Annotated in this window: 16 protein-coding genes; 2 read left to right on the top strand and 14 right to left on the bottom strand. The window is 34.8% G+C overall.

The features are described 5' to 3' along the window. The first annotated feature begins 55 nt into the window (after positions 1 to 55). Together BMY96_RS07580 and leuB are read left to right on the top strand one after the other, a co-directional pair. Positions 56 to 1,231 (top strand): 2-isopropylmalate synthase, encoded by a 1,176-nt coding sequence (locus tag BMY96_RS07580; protein WP_092851039.1) that lies wholly within the window; start codon positions 56 to 58, stop codon positions 1,229 to 1,231. A 45-nt stretch (positions 1,232 to 1,276) separates the two neighbouring features. Continuing rightward, positions 1,277 to 2,395: a 3-isopropylmalate dehydrogenase gene (leuB, locus tag BMY96_RS07575; protein ID WP_092851037.1), complete on the top strand. Its 1,119-nt coding sequence runs from the start codon at positions 1,277 to 1,279 to the stop codon at positions 2,393 to 2,395. Positions 2,396 to 2,528: 133 nt separating this feature from the next. Here the strand turns inward: leuB and BMY96_RS07570 are convergent, their stop codons facing one another. The 14 genes from BMY96_RS07570 to BMY96_RS07500 form a co-directional block, all read right to left on the bottom strand. After that, positions 2,529 to 3,437, bottom strand: coding sequence for an alpha/beta hydrolase (locus tag BMY96_RS07570; RefSeq protein ID WP_092851035.1), 909 nt, complete (start codon positions 3,435 to 3,437; stop codon positions 2,529 to 2,531). 302 nt (positions 3,438 to 3,739) lie between these two features. Next, on the bottom strand, positions 3,740 to 4,708 hold the full coding sequence (locus tag BMY96_RS07560) for a bile acid:sodium symporter family protein (RefSeq protein WP_092851032.1): 969 nt from the start codon (positions 4,706 to 4,708) through the stop codon (positions 3,740 to 3,742). A 35-nt stretch (positions 4,709 to 4,743) separates the two neighbouring features. Then, positions 4,744 to 6,018: an argininosuccinate lyase gene (gene argH, locus BMY96_RS07555; RefSeq protein ID WP_092851030.1), complete on the bottom strand. Its 1,275-nt coding sequence runs from the start codon at positions 6,016 to 6,018 to the stop codon at positions 4,744 to 4,746. Positions 6,019 to 6,185: 167 nt separating this feature from the next. After that, a complete protein-coding gene (locus BMY96_RS07550) occupies positions 6,186 to 7,256 on the bottom strand; it encodes a M20 family metallo-hydrolase (protein ID WP_092851028.1) in 1,071 nt (356 codons plus the stop codon). 1 nt (position 7,257) lies between these two features. After that, positions 7,258 to 8,037, bottom strand: coding sequence for an acetylglutamate kinase (gene argB / locus BMY96_RS07545; RefSeq protein ID WP_092851026.1), 780 nt, complete (start codon positions 8,035 to 8,037; stop codon positions 7,258 to 7,260). An 88-nt stretch (positions 8,038 to 8,125) separates the two neighbouring features. After that, positions 8,126 to 9,067 (bottom strand): N-acetylornithine carbamoyltransferase, encoded by a 942-nt coding sequence (locus BMY96_RS07540; protein WP_092851024.1) that lies wholly within the window; start codon positions 9,065 to 9,067, stop codon positions 8,126 to 8,128. Positions 9,068 to 9,084: 17 nt separating this feature from the next. Further along, positions 9,085 to 9,528 carry a GNAT family N-acetyltransferase gene (locus BMY96_RS07535; protein WP_092851023.1) on the bottom strand — a complete coding sequence of 148 codons (444 nt, stop codon included), beginning with the start codon at positions 9,526 to 9,528 and terminating at the stop codon, positions 9,085 to 9,087. A 2-nt stretch (positions 9,529 to 9,530) separates the two neighbouring features. After that, complete coding sequence (gene proB, locus BMY96_RS07530; protein WP_092851022.1) at positions 9,531 to 10,292, bottom strand: glutamate 5-kinase; 762 nt, start codon at positions 10,290 to 10,292, stop codon at positions 9,531 to 9,533. Positions 10,293 to 10,343: 51 nt separating this feature from the next. Next, positions 10,344 to 11,540: a glutamate-5-semialdehyde dehydrogenase gene (locus BMY96_RS07525; protein ID WP_092851021.1), complete on the bottom strand. Its 1,197-nt coding sequence runs from the start codon at positions 11,538 to 11,540 to the stop codon at positions 10,344 to 10,346. Between the two features lie 4 nt (positions 11,541 to 11,544). Further along, positions 11,545 to 12,699 carry an aspartate aminotransferase family protein gene (locus BMY96_RS07520; protein WP_092851019.1) on the bottom strand — a complete coding sequence of 385 codons (1,155 nt, stop codon included), beginning with the start codon at positions 12,697 to 12,699 and terminating at the stop codon, positions 11,545 to 11,547. A gap of 1 nt (position 12,700) precedes the next feature. Then, positions 12,701 to 13,495 (bottom strand): pyrroline-5-carboxylate reductase, encoded by a 795-nt coding sequence (gene proC / locus BMY96_RS07515; RefSeq protein WP_092851018.1) that lies wholly within the window; start codon positions 13,493 to 13,495, stop codon positions 12,701 to 12,703. A 288-nt stretch (positions 13,496 to 13,783) separates the two neighbouring features. Further along, on the bottom strand, positions 13,784 to 14,767 hold the full coding sequence (argC, locus tag BMY96_RS07510) for an N-acetyl-gamma-glutamyl-phosphate reductase (RefSeq protein ID WP_092851017.1): 984 nt from the start codon (positions 14,765 to 14,767) through the stop codon (positions 13,784 to 13,786). A gap of 113 nt (positions 14,768 to 14,880) precedes the next feature. Next, positions 14,881 to 16,056: an argininosuccinate synthase gene (locus tag BMY96_RS07505; RefSeq protein WP_092851016.1), complete on the bottom strand. Its 1,176-nt coding sequence runs from the start codon at positions 16,054 to 16,056 to the stop codon at positions 14,881 to 14,883. A gap of 31 nt (positions 16,057 to 16,087) precedes the next feature. Further along, complete coding sequence (locus BMY96_RS07500) at positions 16,088 to 16,660, bottom strand: GNAT family N-acetyltransferase (RefSeq protein ID WP_092851014.1); 573 nt, start codon at positions 16,658 to 16,660, stop codon at positions 16,088 to 16,090. Positions 16,661 to 16,783 lie beyond the last annotated feature (123 nt).

Here is a 16,783-nt window from a genome sequence, read left to right as displayed (position 1 = left end):
ATTTATAAAACCAAAATATAAATTCGTGTAACAATACGAAAATATATTTTAATAAATGTCTGATAATAAAGTCCAAATTTTTGATACTACACTAAGAGACGGCGAGCAAGTCCCGGGTTGTAAACTAAACACTGACCAAAAACTAGTTATTGCAGAACAGCTCGATTTATTAGGAGTAGACGTTATTGAAGCTGGTTTTCCAGTATCTAGTCCTGGAGATTTTAAATCGGTTGAAGAAATTTCTAAAATAGTAAAATATGCTACAGTTTGTGGGTTAACCCGATCTGTAGAGAATGATATAAAAGTTGCTGGCGAAGCATTAAAATTAGCTAAACGCCCAAGAATACATACAGGTATTGGAACATCTGACTCTCATATAAAATTCAAATTTAAATCCAACCAAGACGCTATTATCGAACGTGCTGTAAAAGCTGTTAGTTATGCAAAAACGTTTGTTGAAGATGTTGAGTTTTATGCTGAAGATGCTGGTAGAACCGATAACGAGTATTTAGCACGTGTTTGCGAAGCAGTAATTAAAGCGGGAGCAACCGTTTTAAATATTCCTGATACTACAGGCTATTGTTTACCTAGTGAATATGGAGCAAAAATAAAATACCTTAAAGAAAATGTACGAGGTATTGACAAGGCTATTTTATCTTGTCATTGCCACAACGATTTAGGCTTAGCTACAGCAAACTCTATTGAAGGTGTAATTAATGGTGCACGCCAAATTGAATGTACTATAAACGGTATTGGTGAGCGTGCAGGAAACACAGCTTTAGAGGAAGTTGTAATGATTTTAAAACAACACCCTTATTTAAATCTTGATACTGGAATTAACACCGAAATGCTTTACGGTATTAGCCAATTAGTTTCGGATAATATGGGTATTTACACCCAACCAAATAAAGCTATTGTTGGAGCAAATGCCTTTGCACATAGTTCTGGTATTCACCAAGATGGTGTGATTAAAAACCGTGAAACTTACGAGATTATGGATCCAAAAGATGTTGGAGTTACAGAATCTGCTATTGTATTAACAGCGCGTAGTGGTAGAGCCGCATTAGCTTACCGAGCAAAAAATATTGGATACGAGTTAACTAAACTTCAGTTGGACGAAATTTACACGAATTTCTTGGATTTCGCCGATAAGAAAAAGGAAGTAGACGACAAGGATATCCATATAATAATAGAAAACAGTAAAGTATATAAAGAAATTATTTCGGCATAGAAAACAGAATCGTAGCGTAATTCATATTAATAAAAAGCTTAATTAATGAAATTAAATATTGCCGTTTTACCAGGTGATGGTATAGGTCCAGAAGTAACTGCTCAAGCCGTTAAGGTCTTGAAAGTTGTTGCTATGGAGTTTAACCACGTATTTACATTTCAAAATGCTTTAGTTGGCGCTAGTGCTATAGATAAAACAGGTACACCACTCCCTAAAGAAACTATTGATATATGTAAGAATGCAGACGCTGTTTTATTTGGTGCTATTGGAAACACCAAGTATGACGACGACCCTGATGCTAAAATAAGACCAGAACAAGGCTTATTAGGTATTAGAAAAGAGTTAGGACTGCACACTAACATACGCCCTGTTATTGCTTACGACGATTTACTTAGTAAAGCATCTTTAAAAACAAAACAAATAAAAGATACCAATATCATTATTTATCGCGAGTTAACAAGTGGTATTTATTTTGGTGATCGCTATTTAAGTGACGATGGGAATACGGCTACCGATATATGTAAATACGAGCGTTTCGAAATTGAACGCGTTACGCATGCCGCTTTTAAAGCAGCACAGTCTAGAAAACGCAAATTAACTTTAGTAGATAAAGCTAATGTTTTAGAAACCTCTCGTCTTTGGCGAAGAATAGTAAAAGAAATTGCTCCGCAATACCCAGATGTTCGTGTTAATTACACTTACATTGATAATGCAGCTATGGAGCTAATTATTAAACCAAGACAGTTTGATGTTATTTTAACCGAAAATATGTTTGGCGATATCCTATCAGAAGAGGCTAGTGTCATTGTTGGTTCAATTGGTTTGTTAGCTTCTGCATCAATTGGCGACCAATATGCTATGTTCGAACCTATACACGGGGCATATACTAAAGCAGCTAACAAAGGTATAGCTAATCCTATTGCCTCCATATTGTCGGCTGCAATGCTACTCGATTATTTTGGTTTAGACGAAGAAGCGGCATTAGTACGAGAAGGTGTAGACAAATCATTAAAATTACATATTACAACACCAGATTTAAATAATAAATATGATAATATAAGCACTACAAAAGTGGGCGATTTTATAGAAGATTTTATACAAAATCCAGACGAAACAAATCTAAACTTTACAAATATTCATTTAGGACAATCCACCATCATTTAATTTTTTGAGTTAGTCACCAAAAAGTAAATTAAACTAAACATTTGGAAGGAAAAATCCTAAAACTTAAAAAGCGCATGTACTAATGCGCTTTTTTTAACACCTAATACTTAATAAATCTTAACAAGTTCTAGTACTAAAACTCCATTAGCCAATCGTAAAATCTATTTGTCCAAGACTCTAAGTACCCTTGTCCTATAGCTAAACCAAAACCATGACTACCATAGGGATAAATATGCATTTCAGTTTTAATACCATTAATTTTTAGAGCATTATATAACTTTAAACTATTCTCTACTGGTACTACCATATCATCTCCTGCATGTACTAAAAAAGTAGGTGGTGTATCTTTGGTAACCTGCAATTCATTGGAAAATCTTGCTTTTAAAGCATCATCCGGATTTGAGCCTAATAAATTAGTTTGCGAGCCCTTATGTGTAAAATCATCCTGCATGGTAATTACCGGATAAATTAAAGCAACAAAATCTGGTCTAGCCGATATGGTATCCATAGATTGCTCTTTAAAACTATTAGGCGCATCAAATTGAGTTCCTAAGGTAGAAGCTAAATGTCCGCCTGCCGAAAAACCAATAACACCAATTTTATTTGGGTTTATATGCCATTTATCGGCATTCGCCCTAAGCAACCGTATAGCGCGCTGCGCATCCTGTAAAGGCGCCTCATGCGGCGTAATTAATGATTTTGAAAGTGGCAATCTGCTTTTTAAAACAAAAGCAGCAATCCCTTTACTGTTTAGCCATTTTGCAACATCTGTACCTTCCCAATCGTAAGCTAAATAACGATACCCGCCACCAGGACAAATAAGTACCGCTTTCCCGTTTAAGCTACGTTTCGATGGCAAAAACACCTCAATAGTTGGTGTTTTAGTCAAAAAAACACGCTTAACATCTTTAATTTCTACACCCTCATTTTCTGCAGTATGCTTATGGTTAGGGATGGTTTCCCATAAATTTAAAATCTCATTTTGGGCCATTGTACTAAAGGCAATTAAAAACAAAAAACATAAACAGATATAAGATTTCATCAATTACAGGTTTAAAAATTAATTTAGGAAAATTAGGCTTTATTTTATCTAAACGCAAATTGCAATTTTCTAGAAAGTGTTTTTTGGCGTTACCCCACCCTTCGTCTATGCTCAGGGTATGCGGTCGGGCTTTTCGCAGTCGCTTTTTTGTGTTGCATAGGCGCAACAACACAAAAAGAGCTTCAACAATGCTCCAATCCCTAACGCGTGTAACCGCAAACATACTAGCATAAAAAATAAGCAAGTGCGTTTTTGCTAAGCTCAAATTCACGTGGCGCTAAACCTTCAAAATATCTTTACGTTTAATCTAAGCGTTTGGACAACCGCGTTGCCAAAACACTAACAATTAATATTTGTGTTGCATGAAACAACATTAAAGGCAATAAAATGATTCCTATAGTAGCCATATTACCAAATATAATTTTAGAAAATACTGTACCATGTACTAAAGATTTTTTGGTACCGCAAAACTGGGCAGTAATCTGGTCTTCCTTATTAAAATCCATCTTTCTAGATAAAAACCCTAACACTATAAAAACCAATAAAAACAATAGCAATACAGCAACAAAAAGAAACAATAAATCTAATATCGATACCGAACTAAAAATGTTCTCTGTAAACGACTCTGCAAAACTCTTGTATATAATAAGCAGGATAATAGACTTATCAAAAAGGGTAAGTTTAGCATTATGTTTTTGTACAAAGCTGCCAAAAAACCGTTGTAACAGTAGCCCCAAAACCACAGGTAATATAATTTGAACAATAAGCTTAACGTAAATAGTTGTAAAATCGAAATCGGTTTGGGCATCATTAACAAAAAGCCCCATCCAAAGTGGAGTTAATGCAATACCTATAATTCCAGAAATACTCGCGTTAAAAATAGCAGCAGGAATATTCCCTTTTGCCATAGACACCATAACTACAGACGACGATACTGTAGATGGTAATGCCGCTAAAAAAAAGAAAGCCAACCAAATAGTTTCTTGGGTTTCATTTTGTATTAAAGGACGACACCCTAAAACTAACATAGGGAAAATTAAAAACGTAGCGCTCTGCACTAAAAGATGTAATTTCCAGTTTTTAAGTCCTGCTTTAAGCTTTGCCGGACTCAACTTAAGCCCATAAAAAAAGAATATAAGCGAAATTCCTACCGTACTAATTGTATCGATAGGAATTTTACTTTCGCTAACGCCCCATTCTGGAAAAAAATAAGCTACTATAATTACTCCAATAATAGATAAAACAAATTTATCAATCTTAATGTTCTGCATTCTAAAATTTATGAATTTATATTCAACAAATTTACTTATTTAGGAAACTTATTTTGAATTTTATCTAAACATAAATTATGAATACTACCAGCATGTGTATGTTTTTTAGAGGTATCAGGAACATAAGTACCATCTTGTACTTGTCCGCCTATTTTTTGGTAAGCTTCCCTAAAACTTTGCCCCTCAACCACCAAAGTATTAATATTATCTACGGTAAATAAGTACTTGTATAAATCGCTATTTACATCAACATCCTTAACAATAATTTGCTGAATCGAGTAATTAAAAATATCGAGTATATCTTTTAATTCTTCAAAGGCAGCAATCATATTTTCCTTTAACAATTGGTAATCTCTGTGATATCCACTTGGTAAATTATTGGTTATTAAAACCATTTCACCTTGTAAGGCTTGAATTTTGTTGCACTTACCACGAATCAACTCAAATACATCCGGATTCTTTTTATGTGGCATTATGCTACTACCTGTAGTTAACTCGTCTGGAAAGGAGATAAAGCCAAAATTCTGACTCATATACAAACAGGTATCCATGGCAAAACGTGCCAATGTATTGGCTAAACTCCCTAAAGCTGCCGCAATAGTACGTTCGTTTTTACCACGCCCCATTTGGGCAGCCACTACGTTGTATTTTAGTGTTGCAAACCCCATTTCTTTAGTGGTTAATTCTCTATCAATAGGAAATGAGCTTCCGTAACCTGCAGCCGATCCTAAAGGGTTTTGGTCTACCGTTTTTATAGCGGCATCTAATAAATACACATCGTCAATCATAAGCTCAGCATAAGCCGAAAACCACAACCCGAATGATGATGGCATAGCCACTTGTAAATGCGTATAACCTGGTAAAACTTTATCTTTATAAGTATCTGCTAAACCTAAAAGGGTTTCAAAAAGTGTTTTTGTTTTAGCTTTAATACTACCTAGATTGTCTTTGTAATATAAATGGCAAGCCACTAAAACTTGATCGTTTCTAGAACGTGCGGTATGGATTTTTTTTCCAACCTCACCTAAAGATTTTGTTAATTCAAATTCAATTTTAGAGTGTACATCTTCAAACTGTGCATCGATAACAAAAGTTCCGTTTTCAATTTGCTCTTCAAGAACTTTTAATCCGCCCAATAATTCTACCAATTCTTCAACCGAAATTATTCCGATTTTCTGAAGCATTTTGGCATGTGCTTTTGATGCAATAACATCGTATTTTGCAATATGAATATCAATTTCACGGTCGTTACCAACTGTAAATTGTTCTATTTTTTTATCGATTGATATGCCTTTATCCCAGAGTTTCATGCTTTATACTTTTTTTTATTTCCGCGAAGGCAGAAATCTCTGCTTTCATTTTTACTTAACTATTTGTTTTAAAGATGCGTCAAGTTTTTAAATTCTAGCACATCTAATTTATGTTTTCAGTTTACACCTAAAAGGTTTTTAAAACCTCGCAGGAGCTATTGAAAATGTTATTCCAAAAGTACGTTCTTCAACAATTCAATATATATCTGCACGCCTTCCTCAATTTCATTTACGTAAATAAATTCGTTTGCCGAATGCGAGCGTGTGCTATCGCCTGGTCCTAGCTTTAAACTCGGACAGGTTAATACCGCTTGATCGGATAAGGTTGGCGACCCGTAAGTGCTTCGTCCCATGGCGATTCCGGCCTTTACTAAATCGTGTTCCATTGGAATACTAGATGAATTTAAACGCAAACTACGTGCTTTTATGCTGGTTACAGGTGCCTTTTCTTGTAAAATATCTGCAATTTCTGCATTACTATACGCATCGTTTACACGAACATCAATCACTAGATCTACGTGTGCTGGCACTACATTGTGTTGCGACCCTGCATTAATTTGTGTTACCGTAAGCTTAACATTGCCTAAAGCTTCAGAACCTTTTTCGAACTTAAAATCTTTAAACCATTGTAACGCATCAATGGTATTATATATGGCGTTATTATTGTTTGGATGTGCTGCATGACTTGGTGTACCTTCAATAACGGCATCAAAAACCACCAAACCTTTTTCGGCAACGGCTAAATTCATTAAGGTAGGCTCACCTACAATAGCGACATCAACTTTCGGGATAATTGGAAGCATACTATTTAGCCCGTTTGGACCACTACTTTCTTCTTCCGCGGAAGCGACAATAACTAAGTTATATTTTAAGTTTTCCTGATTGTAAAAATGGGTAAAAGTTGCTATTAACGATACCAAACAACCACCTGCATCGTTACTTCCTAAGCCATATAATTTGCCGTCTTGAACAAAGGCCTCTAACGGATTATTGGTGTACGCCGAATTTGGCTTAACCGTATCGTGATGCGAGTTGAGCAATAGTGTTGGCTTGCTTTCATCAAAATGCTTATTGACTGCCCAAACGTTATTTTTTGTGCGTTTATAATCGATTTTATAACGTGTAAACCAATCTTCAATATGCAATGCTGTTTTGTCTTCTTCGGAAGAAAAAGACTGTGTTTCTATCAGCTTTTTTAATAGCGATATAGCATCTTGTGTTAAGTCTTGTATGGGCATATTATAGGGTTATGGTTGTAAAATTATCATTTTCTTGCGTTAGCATAGATGTATTTCCCATATTTATAGAGTTTACACCACCACGTAAAGCATCGAAACAGTTTTCTAACTTGGGTAGCATGCCATCTGCAATAATCCCCTTAGCTAATAAATCTTGATAGGTTTTGGCGTTAATTAGTTTTACTACCGAGTTTTTATCGTTTATATCTTCTAAAACGCCATTAAGTTCGAAACAATAATAGATTGAAGTGTTGTATAAGGCACTCATACCAACGGCTACTTGCGAGGTAATAGTATCGGCATTGGTATTTAACAACTGCCCGTTTCCGTCGTGTGTTATAGCACAAAAAACAGGTGTGAAATCGGCTTGAATTAATTTATCTATTGAATTATGAGCTACTGCTTTAACATCGCCAACAAAACCAAAATCGATGTCTTTTACCGGACGCTTATCTGATTGTATGCTGTTAACATCGGCTCCTGTTAATCCAATGGCGTTAGTATTTAAAGCTTGAAGTTTTGCTACCACATTTTTGTTAACTAAACCGCCGTAAACCATGGTAATAACCTCAAGAGTTTCGGCATCGGTAATTCTACGACCATTTACCATTTTAGACTCAATACCTAGCTTAGAAGCGATATGCGTTGCACGTTTACCACCTCCATGAACCAAGATTTTCTTGCCTTCTAAATTGGAAAATAATTTTAAAAATGCCTGTAAAGCGTTTTCATCTTCAATAATATTTCCTCCTATTTTTACTATGGATAGTTTTTCTTTCATATCATGTTTGAAACATTACAAGTTTTAAAAAGCTATTAGTTATGTGTTTTTAAACCTAAATGGTTTTTAAAACTTCGCAGGTTGCCTTTTATTTTAGACCTTCTAATATCCTTTTAAGCACTAATTGTGCTGCGTAAGTTCTGTTGTTTGCTTGTTGAATTACCAAAGAACTATCGGTATCTAAAACAGCATCTTCAACCACTACATTTCTTCTAACGGGCAAACAGTGCATAAATTTTGCATCGCCAAGTTTAGCTTTAGTAATCATCCAATTAGGATCGGTATTGATTACTTTTCCGTAATCTTGATACGAGCTCCAGTTTTTTGTATATACAAAATCGGCATCTTTAAAGGCTTCTTCTTGATTGTGATAAATTGGCGTATCTCCAGTAATTTCCGGATTTAAATTATAACCTTCTGGATTAGCAATTACAAACTCTACATCCATTTTTTGCATGGCTTGAGCAAAACTATTTGCCACAGCATGAGGTAAAGCTTTTATATGTGGCGCCCAACTTAATACTACTTTAGGCTTTTTAACCTTAGCATGTTCTGAAATGGTAATCGCATCGGTTAATCCTTGCAACGGATGTCCTGTAGCACTTTCCATGTTTACAATAGGCACTGAAGCATATTTTTTAAACGCATTTAAAACCTGCTCACTATTATCTTTTTCTTTATCGGTTAAAGTTGGAAATGCTCTTACTGCAATAATATCGCAGTATTGCGATACTACGGCAGCAGCTTCTTTAATATGTTCTGCAGTATTGCCATTCATAATGGTTCCATCGCCAAATTCAATTCCCCAAGCATCTCCAGAAACATTCATTACAATAGGATCCATACCTAAATTTAAAGCTGCTTTTTGAGTACTTAAGCGGGTACGTAGGCTAGAATTAAAAAACAATAAACCCAATGTTTTATTTTTTCCTAATGCTTTATGCTCTAGCGGATTTGCTTTAAGTTTTTTGGCTTCTTCAATCCAAGTATTAATATTATCTATATCGTTAATTGACGTGTAATTTTTCATCCCCTACTTTACTTTATTTATTCAATTTTCAATTCCATCTGTTGATGGATTATACTAGTTTTTTTTGATGGAAACAAATCTCCAATCACTACAAAGCCATGCTTTTCATAAAACTTTAACGCCGTTTCTCTGGCGCTTAGTTTTATTTTAACCAGTTCTTTTTCTTTACTATACTTTACTAATTCCATTAATATTTTAGATCCAACGCCTTGCTTTTGGTTGGCCGATTTTATAGCCATTTGTGATATTACACCGGTTTGATTCTTAATGTTTAGTCTCCCTGTACCAACAACTTCATTTTCTTTTAAACAAACGAGATGAACCCCATTTAACTCAAATTCATCATTAATTAAATCTAAACTATTATCCATATTCTGAAAAAACAAGCTTTCTCTCACAGCAACTGCTTCTTTATAATAAGGACTTTTTAAATGTATAAATTTTAAACAAAAACTAGTCAAAATTATATTATTTTAGTAAACGCCACCTTATCTTCCATGGCATTTAGCATAAAATCATCTTCTAATCCGTTTACAATCCATGTTTCAATATTTGCTGCTTTAGCTACTGTAGCCGCTTCTATTTTAGATTCCATACCACCACTACCATGGGTAGATTTAGAGTTTACAACTTGAGCTCTTAAGGCATCAAAATCTGTAACTTCTTTTATGGTTTTAGGCGCTCCATTCTCCATAGATTCCTTGGTGTAAATACCATTTGTATTGGTAGCTATTATAAATAAATCGACATTTAAAAGTGATGCTGTTAAGGCGCCTAATTTATCGTTATCACCAAATTTAATTTCGTCGGTAGCAACAGTATCGTTTTCATTAATTATAGGAATGTAGTTATTGTTTACCAACACGTTAATAGTGTTAACAATATTGGTTTTACTTTCTTGCTTTTCAAAATCTGAATACGACAATAAACATTGCGAACTCAACAAGCCATATTCTCTAAAAATTTCTTGATAGATTCGTATTAAATGCGGCTGACCTATAGATGCCAAGGCTTGTTTTACAAACACTTCTTCGCGCTGACTTTCTAGCTTTACAAATTGTTTTGCCACAGCAATAGCACCAGAACTTACAATAATAAACTCGTGGGTATCTTGAAGCTTTTGTATTTGATTTGCAATATCTTCAATTTTACCACGCGATAAATTATTGGTTTCTTTGGTTAGCGTGTTAGAGCCAATTTTTAGTAAAATGCGTTTTTTCTTCATTATTTAAAACTTCACCTGCTTATTTTAAAACACTCATTAAGATTTACCTAATTAGCGTATTTGCCCATTACCATGAACGTACCATTTATTAGTGACTAAATGCTGTAAACCAATTGGTCCGCGTTGATGTAATTTATCGGTACTAATGGCTAACTCGCCACCTAATCCAAACTCGAAACCATCTGTAAACCGTGTTGATGCATTATGATAAACAGCACCACAATCTACACTAGCCATAAAATTTTCGGCAGCACCTTGTGCGCTTGTTACTATAGATGCCGAGTGACCTCCGCTGTATTTATTAATCATTTCGATAGCCGCTAAGGTATGTGGTATACTTCCAATAACGATTTTATAATCTAAAAACTCTTTATACCAAATATCGTCGTTTTCAATTTGCTTAACCGTGTTATAATTGGCTAAAGAATCATCTCCTAAAACTTCAACATTATGTGCCGCTAAACGATCTAATAAATCTTCAATAAACTGTGCTTTATTTGGTAAATCGTTATCGATTAACACCTTATCTACAGCATTACAACCAGACACTTTTTGTGTTTTGGCATTTACAATAATATCCAGAGCCATAGCAACATCGGCATGTTTATGCACATACACGAAGTTATTTCCACGTCCGCTAACAATTACAGGACATTTAGCATTTTGCTTTACAAACTCGATTAAACGTTCGCCACCACGTGGCACAATTAAATCTAAAGTTTGCGTTGGGTTTTCTAAAAACGCCTGTGTTTCGGCACGGTTATAATTTAAATACTCTACCCATTCTGTACTTACATCATTATCCTGTAATGCCTTGTGCCATAAATCTACAATAGCTAAGTTAGAATTTATAGATTCTTTACCGCCTTTTAATAAAATTTTGTTTCCAGATTTGAATGCAATGCCTCCGGCTTCGATAGTAACATCTGGTCGCGACTCATAAATAATCATTACCGTACCAAAAGATGCTGTGCGGTTATAAATTTGCATACCATTATCGTGTGTAAAGCTAAAACGCTCTACTCCTACAGGATCTTCTAGTTCTGCTAACTGGCGTAAAGACTCAATCATGCCGTCTATTTTGGCATCGTTAACTTTTAAACGATCACTCATAGCCAAATCGCTATCATCATAGCTATCCATATCTATTTTGTTTGCATCTAGGATAGTTTGTGCGTGTTCTTTAACCAATTCCTTCATGGAATTTAACACGGCATTACGTTTATGTATACTTAGTGTTTTGTTCATTTTTCTAACTGGCGTTTACAGGTTGTTCAACCTCAGACAATGCTTCAATTAAAGCTTCAAAAAACATATTAATATGATCTTTTCTTAAGGTTAACGGAGGTAATATTCTTAACAATTTTTTATTTGCAGCGCCTCCTGTAAAAATATGATGATTATAAATTAATTTTTTTCTTAGTTCGCCCACCTCAAAATCGAACTCTAAACCTAACATTAACCCTCTACCTTTTATTTTTTTAATTTGCGGAATAGTTTTGGCTAGCTTTAAAAAGTAATTAGACATGGTGTTTACGTTGTCCATTAAGTTATTTTTTTCAATAACGTTTAAAACCGATAAACCAGCAGCACAAGCTAAATGGTTACCACCAAAAGTAGTACCTAACATGCCAAATTTAGCTTCGATATTTGGGTGAATTAAAATCCCTCCAATAGGAAAACCATTACCCATACCTTTTGCTATGGATATAACATCTGGCGTTACATTATAGTGCTGAAATGCAAAAAACTTGCCCGAGCGTCCGTAACCAGACTGCACCTCATCGGCAATAAACATGGTATTATTTGCTTTACAAAGTGCATCAACAGATTCAAAAAACTGAGCAGAACCTTCATCTAAACCACCTACACCCTGGATAAACTCGACAATAACCGCACAAACATCACCTTTTTCTAGTTCTGCTTTTACTCCTTCAATATCGTTTAACTCAAGAATAGTTACTTTTTGTTGGGCGTTAATTGGCGCAATAATATTTGCATTGTCGGTTGCAGCTACAGCTGCCGATGTACGACCATGAAAACCATTTTTAAAAGCAACCACACGAGATTTCCCCGTTTTAAACGATGCCAATTTTAAGGCATTCTCGTTAGCCTCGGCACCAGAATTGCATAAAAACAACTCGTAGTCTTTACACCCCGAAAGTGTTTCTAATTTATCGGCTAACTCTACCTGTAACGGATTTTGAACTGCATTAGAGTAAAACCCTAATTTAGCGACTTGAGATGCTACAGCATCAACATAATCTGTATGCGCATGTCCAATAGAAATTACAGCGTGACCTCCGTAAAGATCTAAATACTCTGTGCCTTTTTCATCGTAAACATAAACACCTTTTCCTGAAACAGGCGTTACATCATATAACGGGTAAACATTAAATAGTGGCATTTTATTTGGTTTTTATTTGGTTTATTTTTTCAAACGATGCGTTAATTCCTTTAATTAGCGACGAGCTTAAACCTTGGTGTTCCATTTCGTTTAAGCCTTCAATAGTACAGCCGCTAGGTGTTGTAACACGATCTATTTCTTCCTCTGGGTGTTTGCCAGATTCTTTTAATAAAGTAGCCGCACCAAAACAGGTTTGCATAGCCAATTCATGTGCTTCATGAGCCTCAAATCCTAACTGAATAGCGCCTTGTGTTGTAGCACGAATTAAACGCATCCAGAAGGCAATTCCGCTAGCACAAATAACTGTTGCTGCTTGTAATTGTTCCTCAGGAATTACCATAGAACGCCCCATACAGTTAAAAATAGTTTTTGCTAGTTCTACTTTAGCCTTAGCCATATCGTTTACCGAAATACAGGTCATGGATTGTCCTACAGAAGCCGCCGTATTTGGCATAGCGCGAACAACAAAACGATCTTTACCAACAATATCTTCAATTCTTGAAATCGCAAACCCTGTAATTACCGAAATAATAACATGATTTTTATTAAGTAACGGTTTTAAATCCTTTAAAATAGCCTCAAAATGACGTGGTTGAACTGCAAAAATCAAAATATCGGCATTTTTAACAGCTAACGCATTATCCGAAGTAAGCTCGACCTTATCAAACTCCTCAAACCCTTTAATAGAGCTTATGTTTCTCTTGGTTAAATATAACGTTGTTAAAGCATTTGTAGTTACCAATCCTTTTGCAATAGACTGTCCTAAACTTCCTGCTCCTATAATTGCTACTTTCATATTAACTCTTTTATCGCACCCTAAAAATAGGGAATCTATTTATTTTATTATGGCGCCTGCAGGCAGGCAGGCAGGTTACCACACCCTTCGTCTATACTTAGGGCTGGGTTGGGCTTTCCACTGCAATCCCTAACGCAGAAAACAGCCTTCCTTACCCCTCAACAGGAGGGAAACTCGCCTATTATATTTTTTTTTAGACCTACAAGGTTTTCAAAACCTCGCAGGCCATTATACGCAAACGTCCACAATCTATTCCTACCCTTCGGGGAGGCTAGGCGGGGCTTGTTTCTAGAAGTAGGCGGCCTTCAAACCCAATCCTAAAATTTCTTCTAATCCAAACATTAAATTCATGTTCTGTACGGCTTGTCCAGAAGCACCTTTTAATAAGTTATCAATTACACTTGTAATTAATAATTTACCGTTGTGTTTATGCACATGCACCAAACATTTATTAGTATTTACAACTTGTTTCATGTGTAAAAAATCATCTGCAACAAAAGTAAATTTAGCATCTGCATAAAACGCTTCGTATAACGCTTTTGCATCTTCTACTGTACCTTCGTAATCGGTATAAATAGTAGCAAAAATACCTCTAGAAAAATTACCTCTATTTGGCATAAAAATAATTTCGGAATTAAAGCTAGATTGCAATTGATTAACCGACTGGTTTATTTCTCCTAAATGCTGATGCGTAAACGGCTTATAATACGAAAAGTTATTATCTCGCCACGTATAATGTGTAGTTGCAGATAATGACGTTCCTGCACCCGTAGCACCTGTAACAGCATTAATATGCACATCGTTACCTAGTAAACCAGCATCTGCCAATGGCAACAAACCTAATTGAATAGCCGTAGCAAAACACCCTGGATTTGCAATATAATTAGCACTTACAATCGCATCTTTGTTTAATTCTGGTAAGCCATAAACAAATGTTTTTCCATTAAAAACCTTATCGGCTTCCAATCTAAAATCGTTACCTAAATCAATAATTTTTGTGTTATCAGAAAACGTATTAGCCTCTAAAAACTTAACAGAATTTCCATGACCTAAGCATAAAAATAAAACATCAACATCTGGGTTTACGGTGTCTGTAAATTTTAAATCTAAAGTCCCAACTAAATCTTGGTGAATTTTGCTAATCTTATTGCCAGCGTTACTTGTACTAAACACAAAATCTATTTCGGTTTCTGGGTGATTAATTAGCAACCTAATTAACTCACCTGCCGTATAACCAGCACCACCAATAATTCCTGCTTTTATTTTTTTCATTTCTTATACTTCTTTTAGACCTATACACTTAAAAAACTGACGGTCTTTTTGAAATTTTATTTCTCTGTTGCGACCTACAAGCTTTTTAAAACCTTGCAGGTCTTATAATGGTTTTATGAGTTTACTTGTCTGTAAATTTTGTTTTGATTCCCAATAATTTTTATGAATCCTTTTGCATCCTCTGCTGTCCACGCTTTATTTTCTTCGCCATAAGTACTAAACTTACTAGACATTAAATCATGATCTGAAACAATACCATCTAAAGAAAAGTGGTAAGGCTTTAAAGTTACCACAACATTACCCGAAACCATTTTTTGCGAACTTTGTAAAAAGGCTTCTGTATCGCGCATCACTGGGTCTAAATATTGACCTTCATGTAAATGCATGCCGTAAAAACTAGACAGATAATCTTTGTGTTGTAATTGCCATTTTGTTAAAGTGTGTTTCTCTAATAAATGGTGCGCCTTTACCGTAATTAAAGCAGCAGCAGCCTCAAAACCAACACGTCCTTTAGTACCAACAATAGTATCGCCAACATGAATATCTCTACCAATGGCGTAAGCCGACGCTATGTTATTTAGCTTTTCTATATTAACTTCCGGAGCATTTTCTTCGCCATTTAAGGCTACAAACTCACCATTTTTAAAGGTTAGTGTTACTTTTTCTTCACCTTCTTTTTCTAATTGCGATGGGTAAGCCTCACTTGGTAAAGGTTTTTCAGACTTTAAAGTCTCTACACCGCCAACACTAGTTCCCCAAAGTCCTTTATTAACCGAGTATTTAGATTTTTCCCAAGGCATATCAATACCTTCAGATTTTAAATAATCTATCTCCTCTTGTCTTGTTAATTTTTGATCCCTAATTGGTGTAATAATTTTAATGTTTGGCGCTAAGGTTTGAAAAATCATATCGAAACGTACTTGATCGTTTCCGGCTCCTGTACTACCATGAGCAATATATTCGGCATCAATACTTTTAGCATATTCTATAATTTCAATAGCCTGAATAATACGTTCGGCACTTACAGAAAGTGGGTATGTACCGTTTTTTAAAACGTTTCCAAAAATTAAATACTTTACTACTTTTTGGTAAAAAGTAGCTACGGCATCAATATTTTTATACGTTGTAACCCCCATTTTATAAGCATTACTTTCAATATGCTTAATTTCTTCGGTTGTAAAACCACCTGTATTTACACTTACAGCATGTACATCATACTCTTTTGATAAACTTACTGCGCAATACGACGTATCTAAACCTCCACTATATGCTATTACTAATTTTTTCATTTTTATTACTTTGTATAACTTATTCTATAATTTAAATTTGTTTTAAATGTCCTATTTCAGACTTAAAACAATCATTTACATAATACTTAAAATTCAACTCATCACGCAGTTTCCCTAGCTTTTCAAGTTCTTCAACTAAACCTACAGACATTTTTGCTAAGGTAACGTGGGTCATTCCTAATAATTCGTTATAGTGGTGTACTTTAGGAGTTTGTGCCACCGAAATTAAAAAGGAATTAGAAAACAACTCGGTCATTCTAGACATTAGCAACAAGCCAAGGTTGTAATTCCGACAGTCGCGATCTACCCACAACGAGGTACGTTCAAACACAGAATGCCCTTTTACATGATGCTCATGAACAAAAATATGGCCATAAATTCTATCATTTTTTTTCAAGATAAAACAGCCGTTTTCAGCACGCGTTCTTAACATATCTACATCTACATAATACAATGTAGAGAGCTCTTTAGAACGTTCTGAAATTAACTCTAAAGTTTTATTTGAAAGCTTATAAACAAGCTTTATTTCTATGTCTTCTTCAAAACAATAGGCTTCAGCTTTTTCTATAACACTTATAATATCTGTATCCAATATAGTATCCATTTAAAACCCTTTAAAGGTATATTTTTACTTCATTTAAAATCAAAAAAAATGATTTTTAAACCAATGATTAAATTAAGCATTTTAAATAAAAAATGACTTAAAAAATCTATTCAAAAAAAAATA

Origin of the sequence: Algibacter pectinivorans (assembly GCF_900112595.1) — a bacterium.
GTDB lineage: Bacteria > Bacteroidota > Bacteroidia > Flavobacteriales > Flavobacteriaceae > Algibacter_B > Algibacter_B pectinivorans.
This window is presented reverse-complemented; position numbering and strand designations above follow the sequence as displayed.

What these genes read in the sequence shown, in the direction of transcription:
- BMY96_RS07580 (WP_092851039.1), top strand. Translation starts at nt 56, where the DNA reads ATGTCTGATAATAAAGTCCAAATTTTTGATACTACACTAAGAGACGGC.
- leuB (WP_092851037.1), top strand. Translation starts at nt 1,277, where the DNA reads ATGAAATTAAATATTGCCGTTTTACCAGGTGATGGTATAGGTCCAGAA.
- BMY96_RS07570 (WP_092851035.1), bottom strand. Translation starts at nt 3,437, where the DNA reads ATGAAATCTTATATCTGTTTATGTTTTTTGTTTTTAATTGCCTTTAGT.
- BMY96_RS07560 (WP_092851032.1), bottom strand. Translation starts at nt 4,708, where the DNA reads ATGCAGAACATTAAGATTGATAAATTTGTTTTATCTATTATTGGAGTA.
- argH (WP_092851030.1), bottom strand. Translation starts at nt 6,018, where the DNA reads ATGAAACTCTGGGATAAAGGCATATCAATCGATAAAAAAATAGAACAA.
- BMY96_RS07550 (WP_092851028.1), bottom strand. Translation starts at nt 7,256, where the DNA reads ATGCCCATACAAGACTTAACACAAGATGCTATATCGCTATTAAAAAAG.
- argB (WP_092851026.1), bottom strand. Translation starts at nt 8,037, where the DNA reads ATGAAAGAAAAACTATCCATAGTAAAAATAGGAGGAAATATTATTGAA.
- BMY96_RS07540 (WP_092851024.1), bottom strand. Translation starts at nt 9,067, where the DNA reads ATGAAAAATTACACGTCAATTAACGATATAGATAATATTAATACTTGG.
- proB (WP_092851022.1), bottom strand. Translation starts at nt 10,292, where the DNA reads ATGAAGAAAAAACGCATTTTACTAAAAATTGGCTCTAACACGCTAACC.
- BMY96_RS07525 (WP_092851021.1), bottom strand. Translation starts at nt 11,540, where the DNA reads ATGAACAAAACACTAAGTATACATAAACGTAATGCCGTGTTAAATTCC.
- BMY96_RS07520 (WP_092851019.1), bottom strand. Translation starts at nt 12,699, where the DNA reads ATGCCACTATTTAATGTTTACCCGTTATATGATGTAACGCCTGTTTCA.
- proC (WP_092851018.1), bottom strand. Translation starts at nt 13,495, where the DNA reads ATGAAAGTAGCAATTATAGGAGCAGGAAGTTTAGGACAGTCTATTGCA.
- argC (WP_092851017.1), bottom strand. Translation starts at nt 14,767, where the DNA reads ATGAAAAAAATAAAAGCAGGAATTATTGGTGGTGCTGGTTATACGGCA.
- BMY96_RS07505 (WP_092851016.1), bottom strand. Translation starts at nt 16,056, where the DNA reads ATGAAAAAATTAGTAATAGCATATAGTGGAGGTTTAGATACGTCGTAT.
- BMY96_RS07500 (WP_092851014.1), bottom strand. Translation starts at nt 16,660, where the DNA reads ATGGATACTATATTGGATACAGATATTATAAGTGTTATAGAAAAAGCT.